General features: G+C 39.5%; 17 protein-coding genes and 1 pseudogene. 6 read left to right on the forward strand and 12 right to left on the reverse strand.

Annotation, left to right across the window (positions count from 1 at the left end; all coding sequences use genetic code 11):
• Positions 1–1,104 precede the first annotated feature (1,104 nt).
• Positions 1,105–1,959 (forward strand): DMT family transporter, encoded by an 855-nt coding sequence (locus BLT53_RS09945; RefSeq protein WP_090234491.1) that lies wholly within the window; start codon positions 1,105–1,107, stop codon positions 1,957–1,959.
• A gap of 771 nt (positions 1,960–2,730) precedes the next feature.
• Positions 2,731–3,210, forward strand: coding sequence for a YndM family protein (locus BLT53_RS09950; protein WP_090234492.1), 480 nt, complete (start codon positions 2,731–2,733; stop codon positions 3,208–3,210).
• A 630-nt stretch (positions 3,211–3,840) separates the two neighbouring features.
• Here the strand turns inward: BLT53_RS09950 and BLT53_RS09955 are convergent.
• From BLT53_RS09955 to BLT53_RS09965, 4 genes and pseudogenes are all read right to left on the reverse strand, one after another.
• A complete protein-coding gene (locus tag BLT53_RS09955; protein WP_090234494.1) occupies positions 3,841–4,905 on the reverse strand; it encodes a Ger(x)C family spore germination protein in 1,065 nt (354 codons plus the stop codon).
• A 108-nt stretch (positions 4,906–5,013) separates the two neighbouring features.
• Positions 5,014–6,027 (reverse strand): GerAB/ArcD/ProY family transporter, encoded by a 1,014-nt coding sequence (locus tag BLT53_RS09960; RefSeq protein ID WP_244520392.1) that lies wholly within the window; start codon positions 6,025–6,027, stop codon positions 5,014–5,016.
• The gene (locus BLT53_RS25705) at positions 6,024–6,269 is read right to left on the reverse strand and encodes a spore germination protein (RefSeq protein ID WP_342027872.1); all 246 of its coding nucleotides are present in this window, start codon (positions 6,267–6,269) and stop codon (positions 6,024–6,026) included. The genes BLT53_RS09960 and BLT53_RS25705 overlap by 4 nt, the downstream gene beginning before the upstream one ends.
• Positions 6,270–6,327: 58 nt before the next feature.
• Positions 6,328–7,521, reverse strand: a pseudogene (locus BLT53_RS09965) (spore germination protein); the annotation flags it as partial.
• A 170-nt stretch (positions 7,522–7,691) separates the two neighbouring features.
• On the opposite strand from BLT53_RS09965, the gene BLT53_RS09970 reads away from it, so the two are divergent.
• A complete protein-coding gene (locus tag BLT53_RS09970) occupies positions 7,692–8,786 on the forward strand; it encodes an L-dopachrome tautomerase-related protein (protein ID WP_090234495.1) in 1,095 nt (364 codons plus the stop codon).
• A gap of 47 nt (positions 8,787–8,833) precedes the next feature.
• Here the strand turns inward: BLT53_RS09970 and BLT53_RS09975 are convergent, their stop codons facing one another.
• Genes BLT53_RS09975 through BLT53_RS09995 form a run of 5 tightly spaced genes read right to left on the reverse strand, consistent with a single transcriptional unit; the run spans position 8,834 to position 11,150 of the window.
• A complete protein-coding gene (locus BLT53_RS09975; RefSeq protein ID WP_090234496.1) occupies positions 8,834–9,133 on the reverse strand; it encodes a spore coat protein in 300 nt (99 codons plus the stop codon).
• Positions 9,130–9,345 (reverse strand): hypothetical protein, encoded by a 216-nt coding sequence (locus BLT53_RS09980; RefSeq protein WP_090234498.1) that lies wholly within the window; start codon positions 9,343–9,345, stop codon positions 9,130–9,132. Before BLT53_RS09980 ends, BLT53_RS09975 begins: the two co-directional genes overlap by 4 nt.
• A gap of 15 nt (positions 9,346–9,360) precedes the next feature.
• Positions 9,361–10,497 (reverse strand): zinc-dependent alcohol dehydrogenase, encoded by a 1,137-nt coding sequence (locus BLT53_RS09985; RefSeq protein WP_090234499.1) that lies wholly within the window; start codon positions 10,495–10,497, stop codon positions 9,361–9,363.
• 18 nt (positions 10,498–10,515) lie between these two features.
• Entirely contained in the window at positions 10,516–10,884 is a 369-nt protein-coding gene (locus BLT53_RS09990) for a spore coat protein (protein WP_061975298.1), read from the reverse strand.
• Positions 10,881–11,150 carry a spore gernimation protein GerQ gene (locus tag BLT53_RS09995; protein ID WP_090234501.1) on the reverse strand — a complete coding sequence of 90 codons (270 nt, stop codon included), beginning with the start codon at positions 11,148–11,150 and terminating at the stop codon, positions 10,881–10,883. The genes BLT53_RS09990 and BLT53_RS09995 overlap by 4 nt, the downstream gene beginning before the upstream one ends.
• 252 nt (positions 11,151–11,402) lie before the next feature.
• Here BLT53_RS09995 and BLT53_RS24995 point away from each other — a divergent pair, with 252 nt between their 5' ends.
• Positions 11,403–11,966, forward strand: coding sequence for a helix-turn-helix domain-containing protein (locus BLT53_RS24995; RefSeq protein ID WP_090234502.1), 564 nt, complete (start codon positions 11,403–11,405; stop codon positions 11,964–11,966).
• 460 nt (positions 11,967–12,426) lie between these two features.
• Here BLT53_RS24995 and BLT53_RS10010 read toward each other — a convergent pair whose 3' ends face one another.
• Entirely contained in the window at positions 12,427–12,822 is a 396-nt protein-coding gene (locus tag BLT53_RS10010) for a hypothetical protein (protein ID WP_090234505.1), read from the reverse strand.
• Between the two features lie 636 nt (positions 12,823–13,458).
• Here BLT53_RS10010 and BLT53_RS10015 point away from each other — a divergent pair.
• Positions 13,459–13,629: an imidazoleglycerol-phosphate dehydratase gene (locus tag BLT53_RS10015; RefSeq protein WP_090234507.1), complete on the forward strand. Its 171-nt coding sequence runs from the start codon at positions 13,459–13,461 to the stop codon at positions 13,627–13,629.
• A gap of 274 nt (positions 13,630–13,903) precedes the next feature.
• Here BLT53_RS10015 and BLT53_RS10020 read toward each other — a convergent pair whose 3' ends face one another.
• Positions 13,904–14,122 (reverse strand): hypothetical protein, encoded by a 219-nt coding sequence (locus tag BLT53_RS10020; RefSeq protein ID WP_090234509.1) that lies wholly within the window; start codon positions 14,120–14,122, stop codon positions 13,904–13,906.
• Positions 14,123–14,312: 190 nt separating this feature from the next.
• Here BLT53_RS10020 and BLT53_RS25000 point away from each other — a divergent pair, with 190 nt between their 5' ends.
• Positions 14,313–14,462 (forward strand): hypothetical protein, encoded by a 150-nt coding sequence (locus BLT53_RS25000; RefSeq protein WP_170834297.1) that lies wholly within the window; start codon positions 14,313–14,315, stop codon positions 14,460–14,462.
• A 589-nt stretch (positions 14,463–15,051) separates the two neighbouring features.
• Here the strand turns inward: BLT53_RS25000 and BLT53_RS10025 are convergent.
• A complete protein-coding gene (locus BLT53_RS10025) occupies positions 15,052–16,164 on the reverse strand; it encodes a GerAB/ArcD/ProY family transporter (RefSeq protein ID WP_090234511.1) in 1,113 nt (370 codons plus the stop codon).
• Positions 16,165–16,203: the final 39 nt, after the last annotated feature.

The raw sequence follows: 16,203 nt of genomic DNA on the forward strand, positions 1-16,203 counted from the left end.
TCTCCCTCGGCCATCCGTTTTAAGTATTCTTTTTCCTCGTTTTCAGAGAGGGGCTGCGGAAACGCTTTGTTTTTCACATACGAGACAAACAGCATACCCGTTAGCACAATAAGTATTTTTAAGTTTATTTCAATAATCGATTGTTTCATCATAATGATTTGCTAAAAGTTTAAATATAATGAACCATGACCTTATTTTAAAAGAAAAGAGGGTTATGGGATGAAGTGTAAAATACATCGGTGTAATTGCCGAAAGATCTGGTCTGTTCAGAATCGGAAAAAGAAGATAATAGCTAAATCGATATTGCTTAACGGCAATTGGATGACAGAAGTAAAACCTGATCGAAGATTAAATCCAAAAGGATTTGTCATTACTAACTACACTCAGGACATTATCACAGATCCCCCGATGGAATTACTAATGCAATTTAAAAAAGTAACAAAGTTAATTTATGATAAAAACACCGTTGAGTTTAATATTAAATCTGGTAAATTTTTATGGTTTGCCGAAGATGGAAGCTGTTATTTGTTAAATAGGATGTATGAGATGTAGCTGGGCAAGCCCTGCTACATTTTTCATTTGTTAATATCAATTAACCTGCTTTATTAACCTGCCCTTGAGTAAAACACCATCATAAAAAAACGGCCAAACGATTTTCAACTAACGCCCCCGTTAGTTGAAGAAGGCTCCCTCACAACTCTTCTGCACCTTAATTCAATTCGAATCCCTTAAATGTATAGCACAAGAATCTAATCCTCTAGTATCAATTTAACTTCATTAAAAATATGGCGAGTGATTCTTCTCTTTTTTCAATAAAAATTGCAGATTGAAGTATTTCACATAATATAGTAATCAGCTTCCTTTGAATATGACGGTAGAAATAGAAGCAATTTTTGAGGTTAAATATACAATCTAATTTTTTGACATTGAGAGCAGGTAAGAGTAGCATACTTGAATGTTGTAAATTGGTTGAGACAATAAATGGTGTCAATTAAATTCTTGACGTTAAATCCTAAATAAAGTAAAAATAAAAAAAGGGTGATTCCCCCCTTTTTATCGTTAAAACAAAAGTATTCAACAGGTGAATAAGAAAGGATTTAAGTAATGAAAAAGGGAATTTTACTATTAATAGTAGCTACGCTTCTATGGGCGGGTAACTATATTTGTGGTCGCTTTTTAGCACCCGCCTTACCGGCCACCTTGCTTAATACAATACGCTGGGCCATTTCGACTCTAATACTTTGGGGATTATTAGCTTTCAATAAAAAGAACCTCCCTATACTATCTAAGTGGAAAGAATTTTTGGTGTTAGGATTTCTAGGCGTATTTGCTTTTTCCACATTAAACTATCTTGGATTAAAATCCATTAGTGCCTCACAAGCTGGAATGATTTCAGCTGGTATTCCTATTATCATCTTACTTTTTACCCCCTTTTTACTTAAAGAGAATATCAAAACTAAAGGCTGGATTGGCGCAATTGTATCCATAATTGGAGTCATCATACTAGTTCAGGGCAAACAATCAAATTCATCTGATGCATCTATTATTGGAGAGATTGAAATTCTATTATCTTGTGTAGCCTGGGCTTTATATACAGTCCTAGGAAAAAAGTATGGAAGACAGATGGATCCATTAACTATGACAGCAGGAGCTGCTTTTTACGGGACTCTTTTTAGTGCCATAAGTTGTATAGGAACCGTACAACCATATATGATTCATATGACCAATAGTGCTTGGCTTGCCATTATCTACGTGAGTACACTTGCCTCAGTAGTTGCATACTTTGCTTGGAATGCTGGAGTAAAAAATTTAGGAGCCGGACGTGCAGCTCCCTTTATTAACCTGCTTCCTGTATGGACCGTTGTATTGGGTATCCTGTTATTACAAGAACAAGTATCTGGAATGACACTTTTTGGAGGAATTATTGCAATCTTTGGTGCTATTTTAGCAAGTTTATAACATATTTCTGATCTCTTTATATTTAGGCGTCTTTTCTAATTACTATCCACTGAAATGTAAAAAAGGACTGATAAGATAAAAAAGGTTGGTATGTTGATGGTACGGGACCAGAATCAACGGTAGCTTATTTCAAAAATGAGGATTTAAATATTCATTCATTAGATACAGAAGAAATTCACATTAATAAGATTGTCGATTACATTTTCATGGAAAACACTCATTGACCTAGTTGAACTATATGGCGTTATTATTGAGCAAGAAATAAATAGGGGGTACATATTATACATGACTAATATGTACCCCCCCCTTTATTGACTAAAAGCTTATGGAACTAACCTGCCCGTTAGCACAATAAAAAAAGGATCACCGCAGCCATCCCATTTTTAACATAACCTACCCGATAGTGTAAGTACAATTCAAAAACTCATTAATTGTTGAGTGTACAATTGGCATTACCTTAGAGCTTGCAGGCTTCTTTTAATAACTTAATTCCTGTATTGATTTCAGTTTCCGTTAATCCTCCAAATCCAAGCAAAATTCTAGAACCTGCGCTTCCTGTTTCTCCGCTATAATATATCGATAATGGATAAACCTACACCAACATTCATTGCGGCATAATTAACCCGTCTTCTTATCCCTTTACGTACTTAGTACAACAACAGTAAAAAATGACCTTTAAGTTAGCATCCAATTTAACCTCCTGAAATTCTTTTTATCTCGGTGTATATCTAAAAAGATTTTATCGAAAAATAAACAAAGGAGGTGTAAGAAATGAGGCATATTTTAAGAATCGTCATGAAGTTTATTGCAGCTGCTGTTGTTCTGGGCATTATCGATGCGTTGGGCTACGATTTGGGTGCTTCTGATATCCTAGGGATTTCAGCGGTATTAGCTATTGTTAGTTATATATTGGGTGACTTATTTTTTTTACGGGTTGCCAACAACACAGTGGCAACTATTGCTGATTTTGCCTTAGCGTTTGTAATTCTCTACCTAATGATCGATAATATGACCTTCGAGGATGACGTGTTATCCGCTTCACTTATTGGCTCGATAGCAATCACAGCTTTTGAAATCTTCTTCCATCGCTTATTAGGAAGAGAACCTGGCAAACAGGCTTCCAATCAGCGACAAACCATGCAAACTGGACCACAATTTCAAACGGAAGCGTCTTCTGAATTAACTCCTGTTAAACGGGATGAAAGAAGTGCTCAACAGGACAAGTCTCAGGAGAACAAAGATAAACAATAATAGTCAAAAAAGCGTACATCCAAAGAATGTACGCTTTTTTATATTATACCAATTATTCCGCTGGTGGATTTTCGACGCCAATTTGATTCCGTTCAAGATGGCATTGCTCTCTGCCGGGTTTGTAATTCCCACCGAAACCAATTACGGTACATATCAATTTATTACCCATTTCTTAAACTATCCTGCCCTTTAGCTCAATAAGAATTGAGATTTGGCTGAAGTGGCGACCATGGTAAAATTGCGTTTTATGATGCATTAAATGAGCAGCTTGAACGAAATAACGACGTAAAAGAAAAAGCCGGGGAATAATCCCTGGCTTTTTCTTTTATACTGTAAAATGATTTACCAGACCTCCCCACGCCTGTTTTTAAGGGTTCTTCTTCTGTAATCGTTTTCTCTATTTATTATAAAATTGCTTCGCTGGTTCGTCTAATCCATATCATGCAAAGACCTATTTCATCATGGTCAATTCTTAGCCAACATATGATATATCGGTATATCAAAAAAGGCGCCTGAAATTTGATAGTCGAGATCAATTCCGTGTGGATTACTCGTTTTGTCTATCATAGATTAATCTGTCTTTTGCTCCAAACAAAAGAGTAGCTCCTTTATGTCTAAACCATAGTAAAATTACAAACTTAGCGGTTCAATTTTCACCGAGTATTTCACATGAACCTTCATTTTTTCATAATGGTCCAGCCATTCCCTTCTTGTCATTGGATGAACCAAGGGAGAGAGCGTATGGGCCCCCACTTCCAGCGGTTCTATCTTTAACCTTTGTGTTTCCTTTACAAGCTCCGCGGTTTCCCGTTGTAAATAAGACTCGATATCGTGGGTCATCCTATTCATTTCACTTCGACTGAGTATGTTTTGGTGTCCTCGGTATTCATCGATTCTTCCCTTTAGCTTAACATGAATGGTTAGCGTTTTTAATTGATCATCGACCTGCATATGAACCTTGGAGCGTACCTGGCCCAAGGAAACATTTAGATGTGGGATGGGAAGATTCTTTAAATAGTGGTCATTGGCGGTGAGCTGAAACATTTGGTCTTCCCTTTTATTAAATAAACCCACATACTTATTTTCATTAAATAAAGCCGTTCCTTCATACGTAAAATTATCTTTGTCTGCCTTAAATATCGGAAGCACTGGATCGGAATAGTGAGAGTAGACCTTTTCCATAAATTCATGCAAATTGACGATGCTCATTTCCCCTTGATTTCTTCTTTCATAATGCCGGAACATCCGGTAAAGGTAATAATCCAGGTTCTTCTGCACTTTACTTTCCCCTTCTAAAAAATCTTCAAAGCTCCCTCTGACCAGTACAAGAAAAAGGCGTGGAGATACATCAGGATCTGAGAGGATCGTATCAATTATCGAGATGACTTCTTTTTTTGCCAGTTTTTCATTAATGATCAGCATGCGAAGTTGGCCAAACTTCAATTCCCGATAAAACTTCAGGTTGAATTCTTTTTTCCCCTGCTTTAATAAATCCACATTCAATGTAAACAGCCTTTTTTTCTCATCAGTAACCGGAGGGACGAGGGTCGTTATTTCCAATCTGCCTCCTTCCCCTTGATTCAGGGACCAAAACGTGACTGGAGCAATCTCCTCAACCGTATTGTTTTCAACATAAGGTGATGAACAGCCTGAAAAAACAAGGAGGATACAAAGGATGGACAAAAGAGTCTTCATCTAAGACTGCCCCCTCTTCCATTTAATGGCAACGGCAAGTACAGAAGGAACCAAAAGGTAGGTTATTGCCCCCAGCCATAGCTGCAGTGTTACCCATACATTTAATTCCTATCCTTCCCTCCAGTACCAACCATTAATGATCAGCATACAGATAAAAACTGCAGCTACACTTCCTAAAAAGCCCTTGCGATTCGTCTTGATGTTTATTCTCCCTGCCACGATTCTTATTGCTCCATACAAACATAATAAAAAAAGGGCAATCAAATAGAGAAAATAAATCATGTTTAGGGAAATTAATATAAGATCCACCCTTTCGAAAACAGGGGACTGCAGATAGCGGATCATGTTCACAACCGGGAAACTAATCTTCTCCAAATATGGTGAACCATAATAGAGAAGACACGCCACAAACAGAACAAGGTATTCAAAGACTGAGAGTGCATTTCCTATACTCATTCCCCTTAAAATCTTTTCCTTAGGGCCGATCCATGGGCCCAGGCAAACTAAATATTCAGGTCCGGAGAGGGCAGACCAAACCATCAGCAGTCCGTACCATGAATGAAGTGAAACCTCCCCCGGCACCAACGGATACAAATGATGAATTTCGGAAATGGGCGGCAAGAAATATGGAATATAGACAAGAATCACCCAGATCGTGGCCAAAAAACTGATGATGGACAAACGAATCGTTTTCTCCATCCCTTGAGAAGCTATATAAAACCCGGATGCCATCAAGACGAAAATAAGCCAGCTCGTCTTCATCGAAGGAAACATAAATTGATGGACGATTTCGACATACCCCAAAGTGGTCACGATCACTTTAATTAAAATGAAAAAAATCCCCAGAAGTGCAAAGAATCGGACAATCTTTTCACTAAATAATTGGACAAAGCCGCGATAACCTAGAACAAAATAATTCGATGTTAAATATTTGGCCAGAATGAAAAGATTGATCTGCGAAAGAACACCCACTCCAAGGATTCCTACAATCATATAAGGTTGGACCAAATGTTTGGGCAAAATTAATATGTAGTACAGCATTTGCATCCGGTTCACCATCGCAAAAATATAACCGCTTCCCATAACAGCAGTTCTATCAAACAAGCGAAATCTGCTGCTCATTCGCTCCCCTCCCCTTTAGAAACCCGCCATTTTTTCACCGTCTTCAAATATTCCGGCCGCAGCTTTGCCCATGGCAATGGTGCGCGAACAAAAAGATCTTTCCAATCTCTCCAGTAAAGAGGAGCAACCGGTGCAAAAAATGGCTGTTTTAAGGAAGAAAGACCATTCAGATGAGCGAGCAGGAGTATCAATCCAAAGGCAATTCCCAGGATCCCATAAAATGATGCAAGAATAAGAATCAAAAAATTGAAGGGCGGTAGTTGCTTTTGTGACTAAATAATTCGGCACTAGAAAGCATGCAATTGCCGAGATTCCCACAAGAACAATCAACACCTTGCTGGCAAATCCCGCTTCAACAGCAGCTTGTCCGATGACAATACCACCAATAACTCCAATGGTCTGACTCGTTTTTGTCGGCATCCGTAAACTCGCTTCTTTAATAATTTCAATGATAACCAACATAATCAGCGATTCCCAAAATGGGCTGAACGGCAGTTTGGTCCGTGATTCCATGAGTACATACAGAATCTGGAGCGGAATCATCTGATAATGATAAGTGGTTAATGCCACATAAAGAGGAATCAAAGTGATGGCTATAAAAAAACTTAAATAACGAAGGGTGCGCAAAAAACTGGCAATCACCCAGCGATGAACATAATCTTCCGGAGATTGAAACAGATGAAAAAAGGTAATGGGGGCGATGAGCGCAAAAGGTGTATCATTTAGCAAAATAACGATCTTGCCAACCCCCAGTGAATAGGCGCACGAGTCCGGACGATCCGTCTGCATAAACTGTGGAAACAAACTGTGCGTATGATCATCCATAAAAGCGGAAAGATTGGAGGCCTCCAAAATCAAGTCAAAGTTCACTTTCGAAATATTTTCCCGTGCAATTTCCACGATATCGGGATTGGCAATTCCTTCAATATACAGCATCTGAACCTGTGTTTTGGTATTCGAACCTGCCTGGAACTTTTCTGCTTTTAGCTCCGTAACAGGCAGACGCCGCCGAATCATGAACACATTCTGCTCAATCCTTTCCGTAAAGCTGTCTTTGGGCCCGTACATTATTGTCTCAATTTCCGAATTTTCGATTGCCCGGCTGAGCGAATTTTCCAGTTTTACCGCCCACCATTCATTATTCTCTTGATCATGGATAAGGACAGCACCAAACAGCATGTGTTCTTTGGCTTCTTCCATTGCATGGATTCTTAGAACACTGCAGGTGGATATACCCTGAATAAATGTCTGTTCCTTGTTCTGAAGAAGTGGCTGAATAATGGCCTCGTTCAGTCTTTCCTTGTCAATTAACGTTTGTATGTAAACAAGCGAAAAAGAAGCCCCGTTGTTTGTTTGCCTCTGTACGATTTCAGCATCATCCATTTTCGCTGTTACCTGTTTTAATAATTCGAGCGTAACAGCTTCATGCGTCATCCTGTTCTGCTCTTCATTTATTTTCTGATTGGCTGCTTTCCTTTTCTTTTTTCGGAACATCAATACCTACCACCTGACCGCATACCTTGATAGTTTCTGCGCTTATTATGTACCGGTGAATAGATTTTAACCAAAGAAAAAACAAGTGCTCCGCCCATGTGCTTTGCCATGCACAAGAAAAACTGCAGGTCATATATAGGTAATATCGGTTCAAATCGATGAGGGAGATGATGAAATTTATGCTGCCTATGGAAAGATATTTCGGTAAGTTTGAACTCGTTCATTCATTTTATGGGGCTATGCCTACAGGCGTTACCGTGTCAGAAACCGGGCGTATTTTCGTTTGCTTTCCGAAATGGGGAGATGACGTGAAATTTACGGTGGCTGAAATTGCGGGTGATCAATTACACCCTTATCCAAATTTGGAAACAAATTTGGCCAACCCGGCAAACGTTGCGATGTCATTTATCAGTGTCCAAAGTGTAGTGGCTGATGGAAGGGGAACACTTTGGGTATTGGATACAGCAGCACCCAATTTTTCTGAACCGATTAAAGGGGGAGCAAAACTGGTCGCTGTTGATTTAAAAACAAATACAATCAGAAATGTGTATACCTTTACAGAAAAAGTCATCCTGCCAACCACATATTTGAATGATGTTCGCTTTGATTTTCGTGTGGGAAAAGCCGGTTATGCCTATATCACAGATTCATCCTCCAAAGGTCCAGGAGCGATCATTGTTGTGGATTTAGAAACCGGAAACGCATTCAGACGGTTAAGTGGCACCCCACCTACATCACCCGATCCCTATTTCTTGCCAAAAGTAGAAGGTAAAATACTGATGAACCGCAATAAAGACGGCTCCCTTTCTCCCTTTCGACTGGCATCTGATGGTATTGCGATTTCTGTGGATGGAAAGACCTTATTTTTTTGTCCATTAACCAGCCGTCATCTGTTCTCCATTTCAACAGAAGCCTTGAGAGACAGAAGGATACCGGAGAAGGACTTACTTTCCCGGGTAGAGTATTGGGGAGAAAAAGGGGCATCTGATGGAATGATTACCGGGGCAAAAGGAAACGTCTATGCAGGGGATTATGAAAACAACAGCATACGAAAGATTATGCCGAACGGAAATATGGAAACCATTGCACATGACCCCAGGCTTTTATGGCCGGATACGTTTTCGATTGGCCCGGATCAATACTTATATGTGATTGTGAACCAATTACACCGGCAGGCCAGGTTCCATTATGGAAGGGACCTGCGGGTAAAGCCATATAGTTTGCTTCGCATAAACATAGATGAATTGCCTGCTTCTGCATTCTGACAATAAATAAGGAACAGTTTATTGGGTAAACTGTTCCTTTACATGATCTATAGTGTTGGCAAATCCAAAGCGGTCTTCATATTTGTCAAGTTCAATTGGATTTGCTCGTTCGTATCCCAAGCGTGATACCATCCTTTTTCCACGATATAACCGGAAACTTGTTCATGCATATCTATGGCTTCTTCCAAATGCCGAGTTAACATTTCTTTGATTTCTGGTGTTCCGGCTTCCGTAACAGCCATGGCGTAATTTCTAACTCCACTTTTTGCTGCAATCAATAAATCCATCGCAACACTCTGGTCGGAAAGGGCATCCATTCCTGTTAAGTTTTCAATGATTGAATTCAATTTAACTCAGCTCCTAACGATTGCTTTGCATTAGATAAAACAGAAGTATATTCGGTTAACTGTCTGGTGGAAAGATCAATGTCTTGCTGCATCATTTCTTTTAGCCTTGGGTCACTAACCAGTGCTCTCATTGTTTTAGACTTGGTTAAACAATTTGTTTTAAAAGCGGCCATTTCTTGAACCTCAAGAACTTCGTGCAGGGCATAGTTCATTTTTAATCCTCCTTCCTAAGGCTTCAGGACGACTTTTATGCAATCATCCGTTTTGGTATCAAAAATCTCATAGCCACGCTTTGCTTCACTGAGCGGAAGGACATGGCTGACCACATCTCCCGGATCAATCTTTCCTGTAGAAACCAGTTCAAACATATAAGGCATATAGTGAATAACAGGTGCTTGTCCTGAGCGGATATTTACATTGCGGTTCATAATATCTCCAAATGGAAAACCGTTATATTTCCCCCCATAAACGCCGGTTACCTGGATATTGCCACCTTTTCGGACAGCCTGGGTCGCCATGATAAATGCACCTAATGCACCACTGTGAAGTTTTAATCCGCTGGCAAGAAACTCCATATCTGTCATTTTTCCGTCCATACCAACCGCATCAATGACTACATCCGCACCGCCCTTAGTAATTTCCTTCAAGTATTCACCACAATTTTTATGATCCTCAAAGTTCACAATTTCAACTTTGTTTGTCCGTTTTGCATGCTGCAAGCGGTAATTCACATAATCGACTGCAATCACCCGCTTCGCCCCTTTTAGCCAGCAAAACTTTTGTGCAAAAAGCCCCACCGGACCGCATCCCAAAACGATAACGGTATCCCCGTCCTTTACGCCCGCATTATCGACACTCCAAAAACCAGTGGTCATCGCATCCGCAATAACCGCTAACTTTTCATCAGGTTCCTCGCAGGTCTCCGGGATTTTAAAATGAGTAAAGTTGGCAAAAGGAACTCTCAAATATTCCGCTTGCCCGCCTGGGTAACCGCCAGTTGTTCCGGAATAGCCGAAATAGGCTCCCATATCTCCATTATCATTTGAATTGTCGCATTGGCTTTCCAAATTGTCCTTACAGAAACGGCATTCACCGCATGCGATGTTAAATGGGATGATGACGCGGTCTCCCTTTTTTACTTTAGTCACTTCAGGGCCAACCTCTTCAACGATTCCCATCGGTTCATGTCCAATGACATAGTTCTCTTGCAGGTTAGGGATCATGCCATGAATTAAATGCAGATCAGAACCGCATATTGCTGTACTGGTTACTTTGATGATCATGTCATCCGGTTTTTCAATCTTAGGGTCTGGCACTTCTTTCACAACAACATTTTTTATCCCTTGATACGTTACCGCCTTCATACTATATAACCTCCAGTGTCAATGTTCATCAGGTGTCCGATCGAACAAGCCCTTTCGATTGGTCTCAACAGGAAACAGGTTCATTTTGCCGATTTTCATCGTATTATTGGCCGATAGCTGGTCCAATTGGTACTGTTCCGTTAATTCGTAAGGATGGAACCATTTTTTCTTGATCATCAATTCAGATATTTCCTGATGCATCGCTATGCCCTGCATCAATTGTTTTCTTAATGTGGCACGGACATCAGGTGATGCGGATTCGGTTAATGCTACAGCGATGTTGCGAACACCTTCTTTGGCACGAAGAAGAAAGTCCATGGCAAAGGTAGTATCTGCCATCTCAGGCATATGCAGCGAGTTTATCGGGTCCAAATAATCATTATTCAATGGATGGTACCTTCCTTTCCATCAATGATGGGAGTGGGGCGATTTTGAGGAACAGGAGCTTGAAAAGGTGCTCGTTCATAGAGGGACTGCAATTCAGTCAAATCTTGTATTGATTGTTCAACATCTTTTTTCATTAAATTCCTAAGATCATCATCAAAAACCAGTCCTTGCATTAATTTAGACTTGGCGATACAAAGCGTTTTAAAGTTAATGGCCTCATGTAAGTCCAAAGACTCGTGGGCAGCTAATACTTTCTGTTGATCCATTTTGATTCCCCTCCTTTTTATCGTAAATACAATGGTATTGTTCCAAACGTAAGATGAAGTATGATTTACAATATTTCCTACAAAGACCAATCAATTACAATGATGTAAATCCAACCTGAAAAACCGCTGTTTCAAGTGGTTTTTTCCTTTTTTGACCAAAATTTATTATGAATTCACATGATTAGTATTGATTTGATTTCATCCAGGTTTATAATCATAGAAAAAAGAGATGAAAAGTTTCAGGTGGTTACTATGAGAAAATGGTTATTACAATTACGACAGCAAAAAAACATGTCTCAGGAAAAAGTCGCATCCGCTGCTTTTATCGACAGGAGCTATTACTCCCAAATTGAATGGGGAAAAAGAGTTCCGAGCCAGGAAGTTGCCAAAAGAATAGCCAAAGTACTAAACTTTGATACGGCACGATTTTACTCGAACTATTTTAATGAACCTTTTAATGAAGTCCTATCCTCCTCACCTGTATCCATTGCCCACTGCGATTTGGAGCTCCGGTATACTTGGGCATTTAATCCTCCGTCAGATTACGATGTGCCCAATCTTCTATTGGGAAAGAGAGATGATGAATTAATCGACCATGCAGGCTCCAAAGAATTTATGGCATTGAAGTATAAAATCATTAAAACGGACAAGCCCCAGCGTAAGCTGATTCACTATGACATGTCCGATGGCATTCATATGTATGATATTTTTGGAAAACCAATATATTCAATGGAGGGAAAATTGACTGGCGCGAGTTTTGTTTGCACAGATCTTACTGCCATAAAGCAGCAACTCCTTCAGAATAGATCTGAATAGAGGAAAAGGAAAACATGATCTAATCCATCGAACTTGCGGTCATTTTGGCAGCTTTCACAGGAACTTTCGGGGAATCCCCAGCTTCGTGGATTTCGAGCGGCTCTTCCAAGCTGCAGCCAGATCTTTGTATGGGTATTGACATTAGAATCTGATTTTCAACACAACGGGGCGCATATACCAAAGACTTGATTTCATCGATTATGATGAAGATACAGACGGTGTCTTCTACCAACAATAAAATAAATATCCAGTCTTCTTTTTCCATTAAATGGACCGATTATGGAAGATCAAGTTAGACTTAATCCTTTACCCCCGGTTTACCCCCTGCATAGGTTCCTGTTATACCTCTGATAATTACATAATGATTTAGGCAGTATCACCAGAACAGTTTTACTATACGTTTATAAACTGATACAGAAGTCTTCTTATTTGATTTAATGAAGGGAGGTTTTTTTATTGGTTAATCGACATCAGCAGCCTGGCTCATGGATCCCAGGAGGAGTGATGGTTCAACAACAACATAGTCATCATAGCAGCGGCCAGCATTACATGCCACAAACCCAGCATGCTCAATGGTCGCATGGACATCATCCCCATCATATCCATTGGCCACATGGACACCATGTACATCATCCTCACACCCACCCGGCACATTGGGCACCTGGACAACATGGACAGCACACTCATCCAGTACACTGGACACCTGGTCAACAGGGACAGCACACTCATCCAGTACACTGGACACCTGGTCAACAGGGACAACACACTCATCCAGTACACTGGACACCTGGTCAACAGGGACAACACACTCATCCAGTACATTGGACACCTGGTCAACAGGGACAGCATCAGTCACAGCCTATGCACTTTATGCCAAGACAGTACTGGGCGCAGTTACGGTAGATTTACAACCCCATGACCAATATACAAAGTGAGATCTAATGTTCTGTGGATACTACGTTATAAAGGGTAAATTAGAAAAAGAACTGCTTCAAAGGGATACCCAAACGGTATCCCTATTAATTTTTTCGATCTCAGAAAATGCAAAATCTGCCTTCCGTCTTCCAACCCATCCATTCTCCTACATCATAGCCCATCTTAATGGGACTTCTTAAATATTGAAAATACACCCACTAGGATCTGTATCATTTTTAATACATAAGTTTCCTTGTGTTTTAAAAAACATCCCATAGCATTTCTCACTCCTTTTATCATTGTTAACCAGCTGCACCCATTATAAGATGCAAACAACACATGGAAATGGGTGATATCGCACGGGAAATCGGTTTCGGTAGAGGTACTAACCCCCTCTAGATTTCCAGGAACTTCTTTCCCGGAAAAAATATTATTTCCGTCTATATGTTTATATTTTAAGCCATTCCAGATCAGCCATCTTGGCTCCAATAATAAGCAATATCATTTTCTACAATGAGTAAAAGGCAACGTATAAGCAATACTAAGAAGGAAGTTTTTGAATAAAGGAGAGAAAGTAATGACAAGTCGCAATGGCAGCAAAGGAAGCCAAAATCAAGGTTCACCCCAAGCACAAAACAATCAAGAATTTAGCAGTGAGCTTGTGAGTGGGGACGATAACAAAGGAAAAGAATACCGTTCTAAAAAGGGTAGTAAATCAAAGAGTGATCCAAAGGAAAGCGGAGCATAAAAAAATCGTGAGGTTTACGCCTCACGACTTTTTATGCCTAATAAGCATTTCAGGTGCAAAGTATTTGCAAACGTTCAAGCGAACAAAGCGTACAATGTAAACTACTTCAGCTGCAATGTTTAAATCAACAGCTGGCTTATAATTTCATCTAAGAACTTTTTAGAGTATAAATAAAAAAAGAAAGCCTGGAACATTTAACTGCTGCCAGGACATTTATATATACCCTAATGGAAACAGGGAAACGCACCGAATAGCAATTAGAAAGCGAGTTACCTTATAACTCATTTTCCCTTTGCTGTTTAGTAGAGAAAGACGCAGTTTCACCCTCATTACCCGGTTCTTTTTGAAACCCTTTATCGAGCTGACCGGCATTTTCTATATCTCCTGATGCCCGGTATCCTGCTACTTCCTCGTTGCTTGTTGTGCCATATAGGCCCATGCCACCAAGCTGTGTTCGTAGGTTTTCCTGAATTTTATCTTTTTTGTCTGCCATTTTCTTCACCTCCGCTTGTTGTTAATGTAACCAACAATTAGTGCGGTATGTAAGAAATAAAATGGTTTTGACTCAAATTATGCTCCCTTTTCCTGTAATGATTAGAGTATGAACAAAACAAATAAAACAACTTTATTGAAGTATAGTTTTATTTTTTTTTGAAACCATATTAAACGGAGGTGTGTACATAATGGAAAAAAACAAAGATGTTCCAAATACACTCAAATATAGTATATGGAATACACGAACGGATGAAAATCAACCTGGTAAAAATGAAAAATATACGGAGTCAATTGACAGATCTAACCCAGAATCAAAAACAGCAGACAATCAAGAATAACAATCGCTCCATAGATTTGGCGGTTATCTTTTAACGTTTGATTCAACAGGCCAAAAATATTTGAAATACAGGAATCAAACGGAATTTGAGGATACTTTTGTAAGAAAAAGGACCAAATCTTCAAAGCTTAACTCAGTTTCCTCTTGTGAAGTAAAATTTCGCAGCCTCTTCAAATAATCGCAACCATCATTACACATCCGACTATTCAGCCTTTTTTATTACAAAGCCCCGCGCCCAGAAGCATCCACAAACTTTCCAGCTATCCAGCGGCTATAAGGAGAAGTGAAGAATGCGACCATATCTGCAATATCCTCAACCTGTCTAAACGTTTAAAAACGGATAGCTCCCGGCATAATGGCATTCACTGTTGTGCCACGGTTACCAAGCCGTTTCACTAATGTTTGGGAGACATATGTTTCATGCAAAGAACGAAGGGGATAAACCTCAGTCTATGTTCTCCGATAAACGAATTAATGTGAATGAGGAACAGCTAGTAAGATTTTTTCAGTGAGGAAGGATAATCCGTCTCATCATTGTTACCTCTTTTATACAATTGTAAGCAAGGAACCAAAAGATACAATAAGCTGTATTACATGTTTTTGACGAAATTCTTTTTACGCTTTTTCTTTCTAATCACTGCTATTAAGAGAAACAATGCAGGAATCAAAGTCATTAACAATGACCCATAAAAAGGGTAAATGGTTACGAGAAAATGATTGAGTTCTTCGAAGTTTGGAGCAACCCACTGACAGCCAAGCACAGTCAAAAGAAAACCAAATGGAAATACGATTGGTCTATAATCCGAAAGCTTTAACCATTGGGACGTTCCTATAACAAGTGCATAATAGAACATAGATATTTTGATAAATATTCCAGTAATCCATATAGCAATTGTTACTGATTCAAGGTGCTCAAAGAAGGTTGAAATAGTGATGTACCGGATAGCGGTAAACAACGGAAAGGTATAGCCGCTTGCAGTTCCTCCAAATAAGAAGACTGCTAACAAATTGGTGATAACAAAGTTAACCATAATGGTAACGACCAAAATCAAACTCCACTTCATTCCTTTATCGCGATCGGATAAAAAAGGAAGAATCATAGTGATAAGAAAAGTTTCCCCAAACCATGCCTGTGGCGCTGCCGCACCCATAACCGAGGGCATCATACCATGCTCCATAATGGGTAACATATGCTTTGGGTCAAAATCCTTCAAAAGGAGTATAGCTGCGATTATCGGCAGAAGGAATAAAATTGGAACAAACAAGTTGGCGGTTCTTCCCAGCACTTCAATTCCGCCGCGTACAGCAAAAGCACAGACCAAAACCATTCCTCCAATGATTACAGATGGCGGTGTTGTTTGCAAGAAGGAAACACTAACAAACGTTGAATACTCTCTTAGTATAATGCTGCCTATATGGAGTAAAAAGAACAGATAAATAAACCCAAGTATCTTTCCTAAAACCCGGCCAACTATATGTTCGCTGTATTGAATGATGGTTTCCTTTGGATACAATTTATGTAACTGATACAGAATAAACACTGTAAAAAAGCCATTAATGGATCCTAAAATAGGAGAAATCCACATATCACGCTCTGCATATGTACCCGTAATGCCAGGAACGGTGAGGAGAGCAGTTGCTTCTATCGTTGGATACATAATAAGTGCCATTTGAAATGAGGAAATTTTACCTTTTTCAATCATTATTCTACCCCGTTACATTTTTTCTTTTAGTATTTCCTC

Origin of the sequence: Fictibacillus solisalsi (assembly GCF_900103485.1) — a bacterium.
Taxonomy (GTDB): Bacteria; Bacillota; Bacilli; order Bacillales; family Fictibacillaceae; genus Fictibacillus_C; species Fictibacillus_C solisalsi.

Coding starts and splice junctions, on each gene's coding strand:
- BLT53_RS09945 (WP_090234491.1), top strand. CDS start 1,105: ATGAAAAAGGGAATTTTACTATTAATAGTAGCTACGCTTCTATGGGCG.
- BLT53_RS09950 (WP_090234492.1), top strand. CDS start 2,731: ATGAGGCATATTTTAAGAATCGTCATGAAGTTTATTGCAGCTGCTGTT.
- BLT53_RS09955 (WP_090234494.1), bottom strand. CDS start 4,905: ATGAAGACTCTTTTGTCCATCCTTTGTATCCTCCTTGTTTTTTCAGGC.
- BLT53_RS09960 (WP_244520392.1), bottom strand. CDS start 6,027: ATGAGCAGCAGATTTCGCTTGTTTGATAGAACTGCTGTTATGGGAAGC.
- BLT53_RS09970 (WP_090234495.1), top strand. CDS start 7,692: ATGAAATTTATGCTGCCTATGGAAAGATATTTCGGTAAGTTTGAACTC.
- BLT53_RS09980 (WP_090234498.1), bottom strand. CDS start 9,345: ATGAACTATGCCCTGCACGAAGTTCTTGAGGTTCAAGAAATGGCCGCT.
- BLT53_RS09985 (WP_090234499.1), bottom strand. CDS start 10,497: ATGAAGGCGGTAACGTATCAAGGGATAAAAAATGTTGTTGTGAAAGAA.
- BLT53_RS09995 (WP_090234501.1), bottom strand. CDS start 11,150: ATGGATCAACAGAAAGTATTAGCTGCCCACGAGTCTTTGGACTTACAT.
- BLT53_RS24995 (WP_090234502.1), top strand. CDS start 11,403: ATGAGAAAATGGTTATTACAATTACGACAGCAAAAAAACATGTCTCAG.
- BLT53_RS10015 (WP_090234507.1), top strand. CDS start 13,459: ATGACAAGTCGCAATGGCAGCAAAGGAAGCCAAAATCAAGGTTCACCC.
- BLT53_RS10020 (WP_090234509.1), bottom strand. CDS start 14,122: ATGGCAGACAAAAAAGATAAAATTCAGGAAAACCTACGAACACAGCTT.
- BLT53_RS25000 (WP_170834297.1), top strand. CDS start 14,313: ATGGAAAAAAACAAAGATGTTCCAAATACACTCAAATATAGTATATGG.
- BLT53_RS10025 (WP_090234511.1), bottom strand. CDS start 16,164: ATGATTGAAAAAGGTAAAATTTCCTCATTTCAAATGGCACTTATTATG.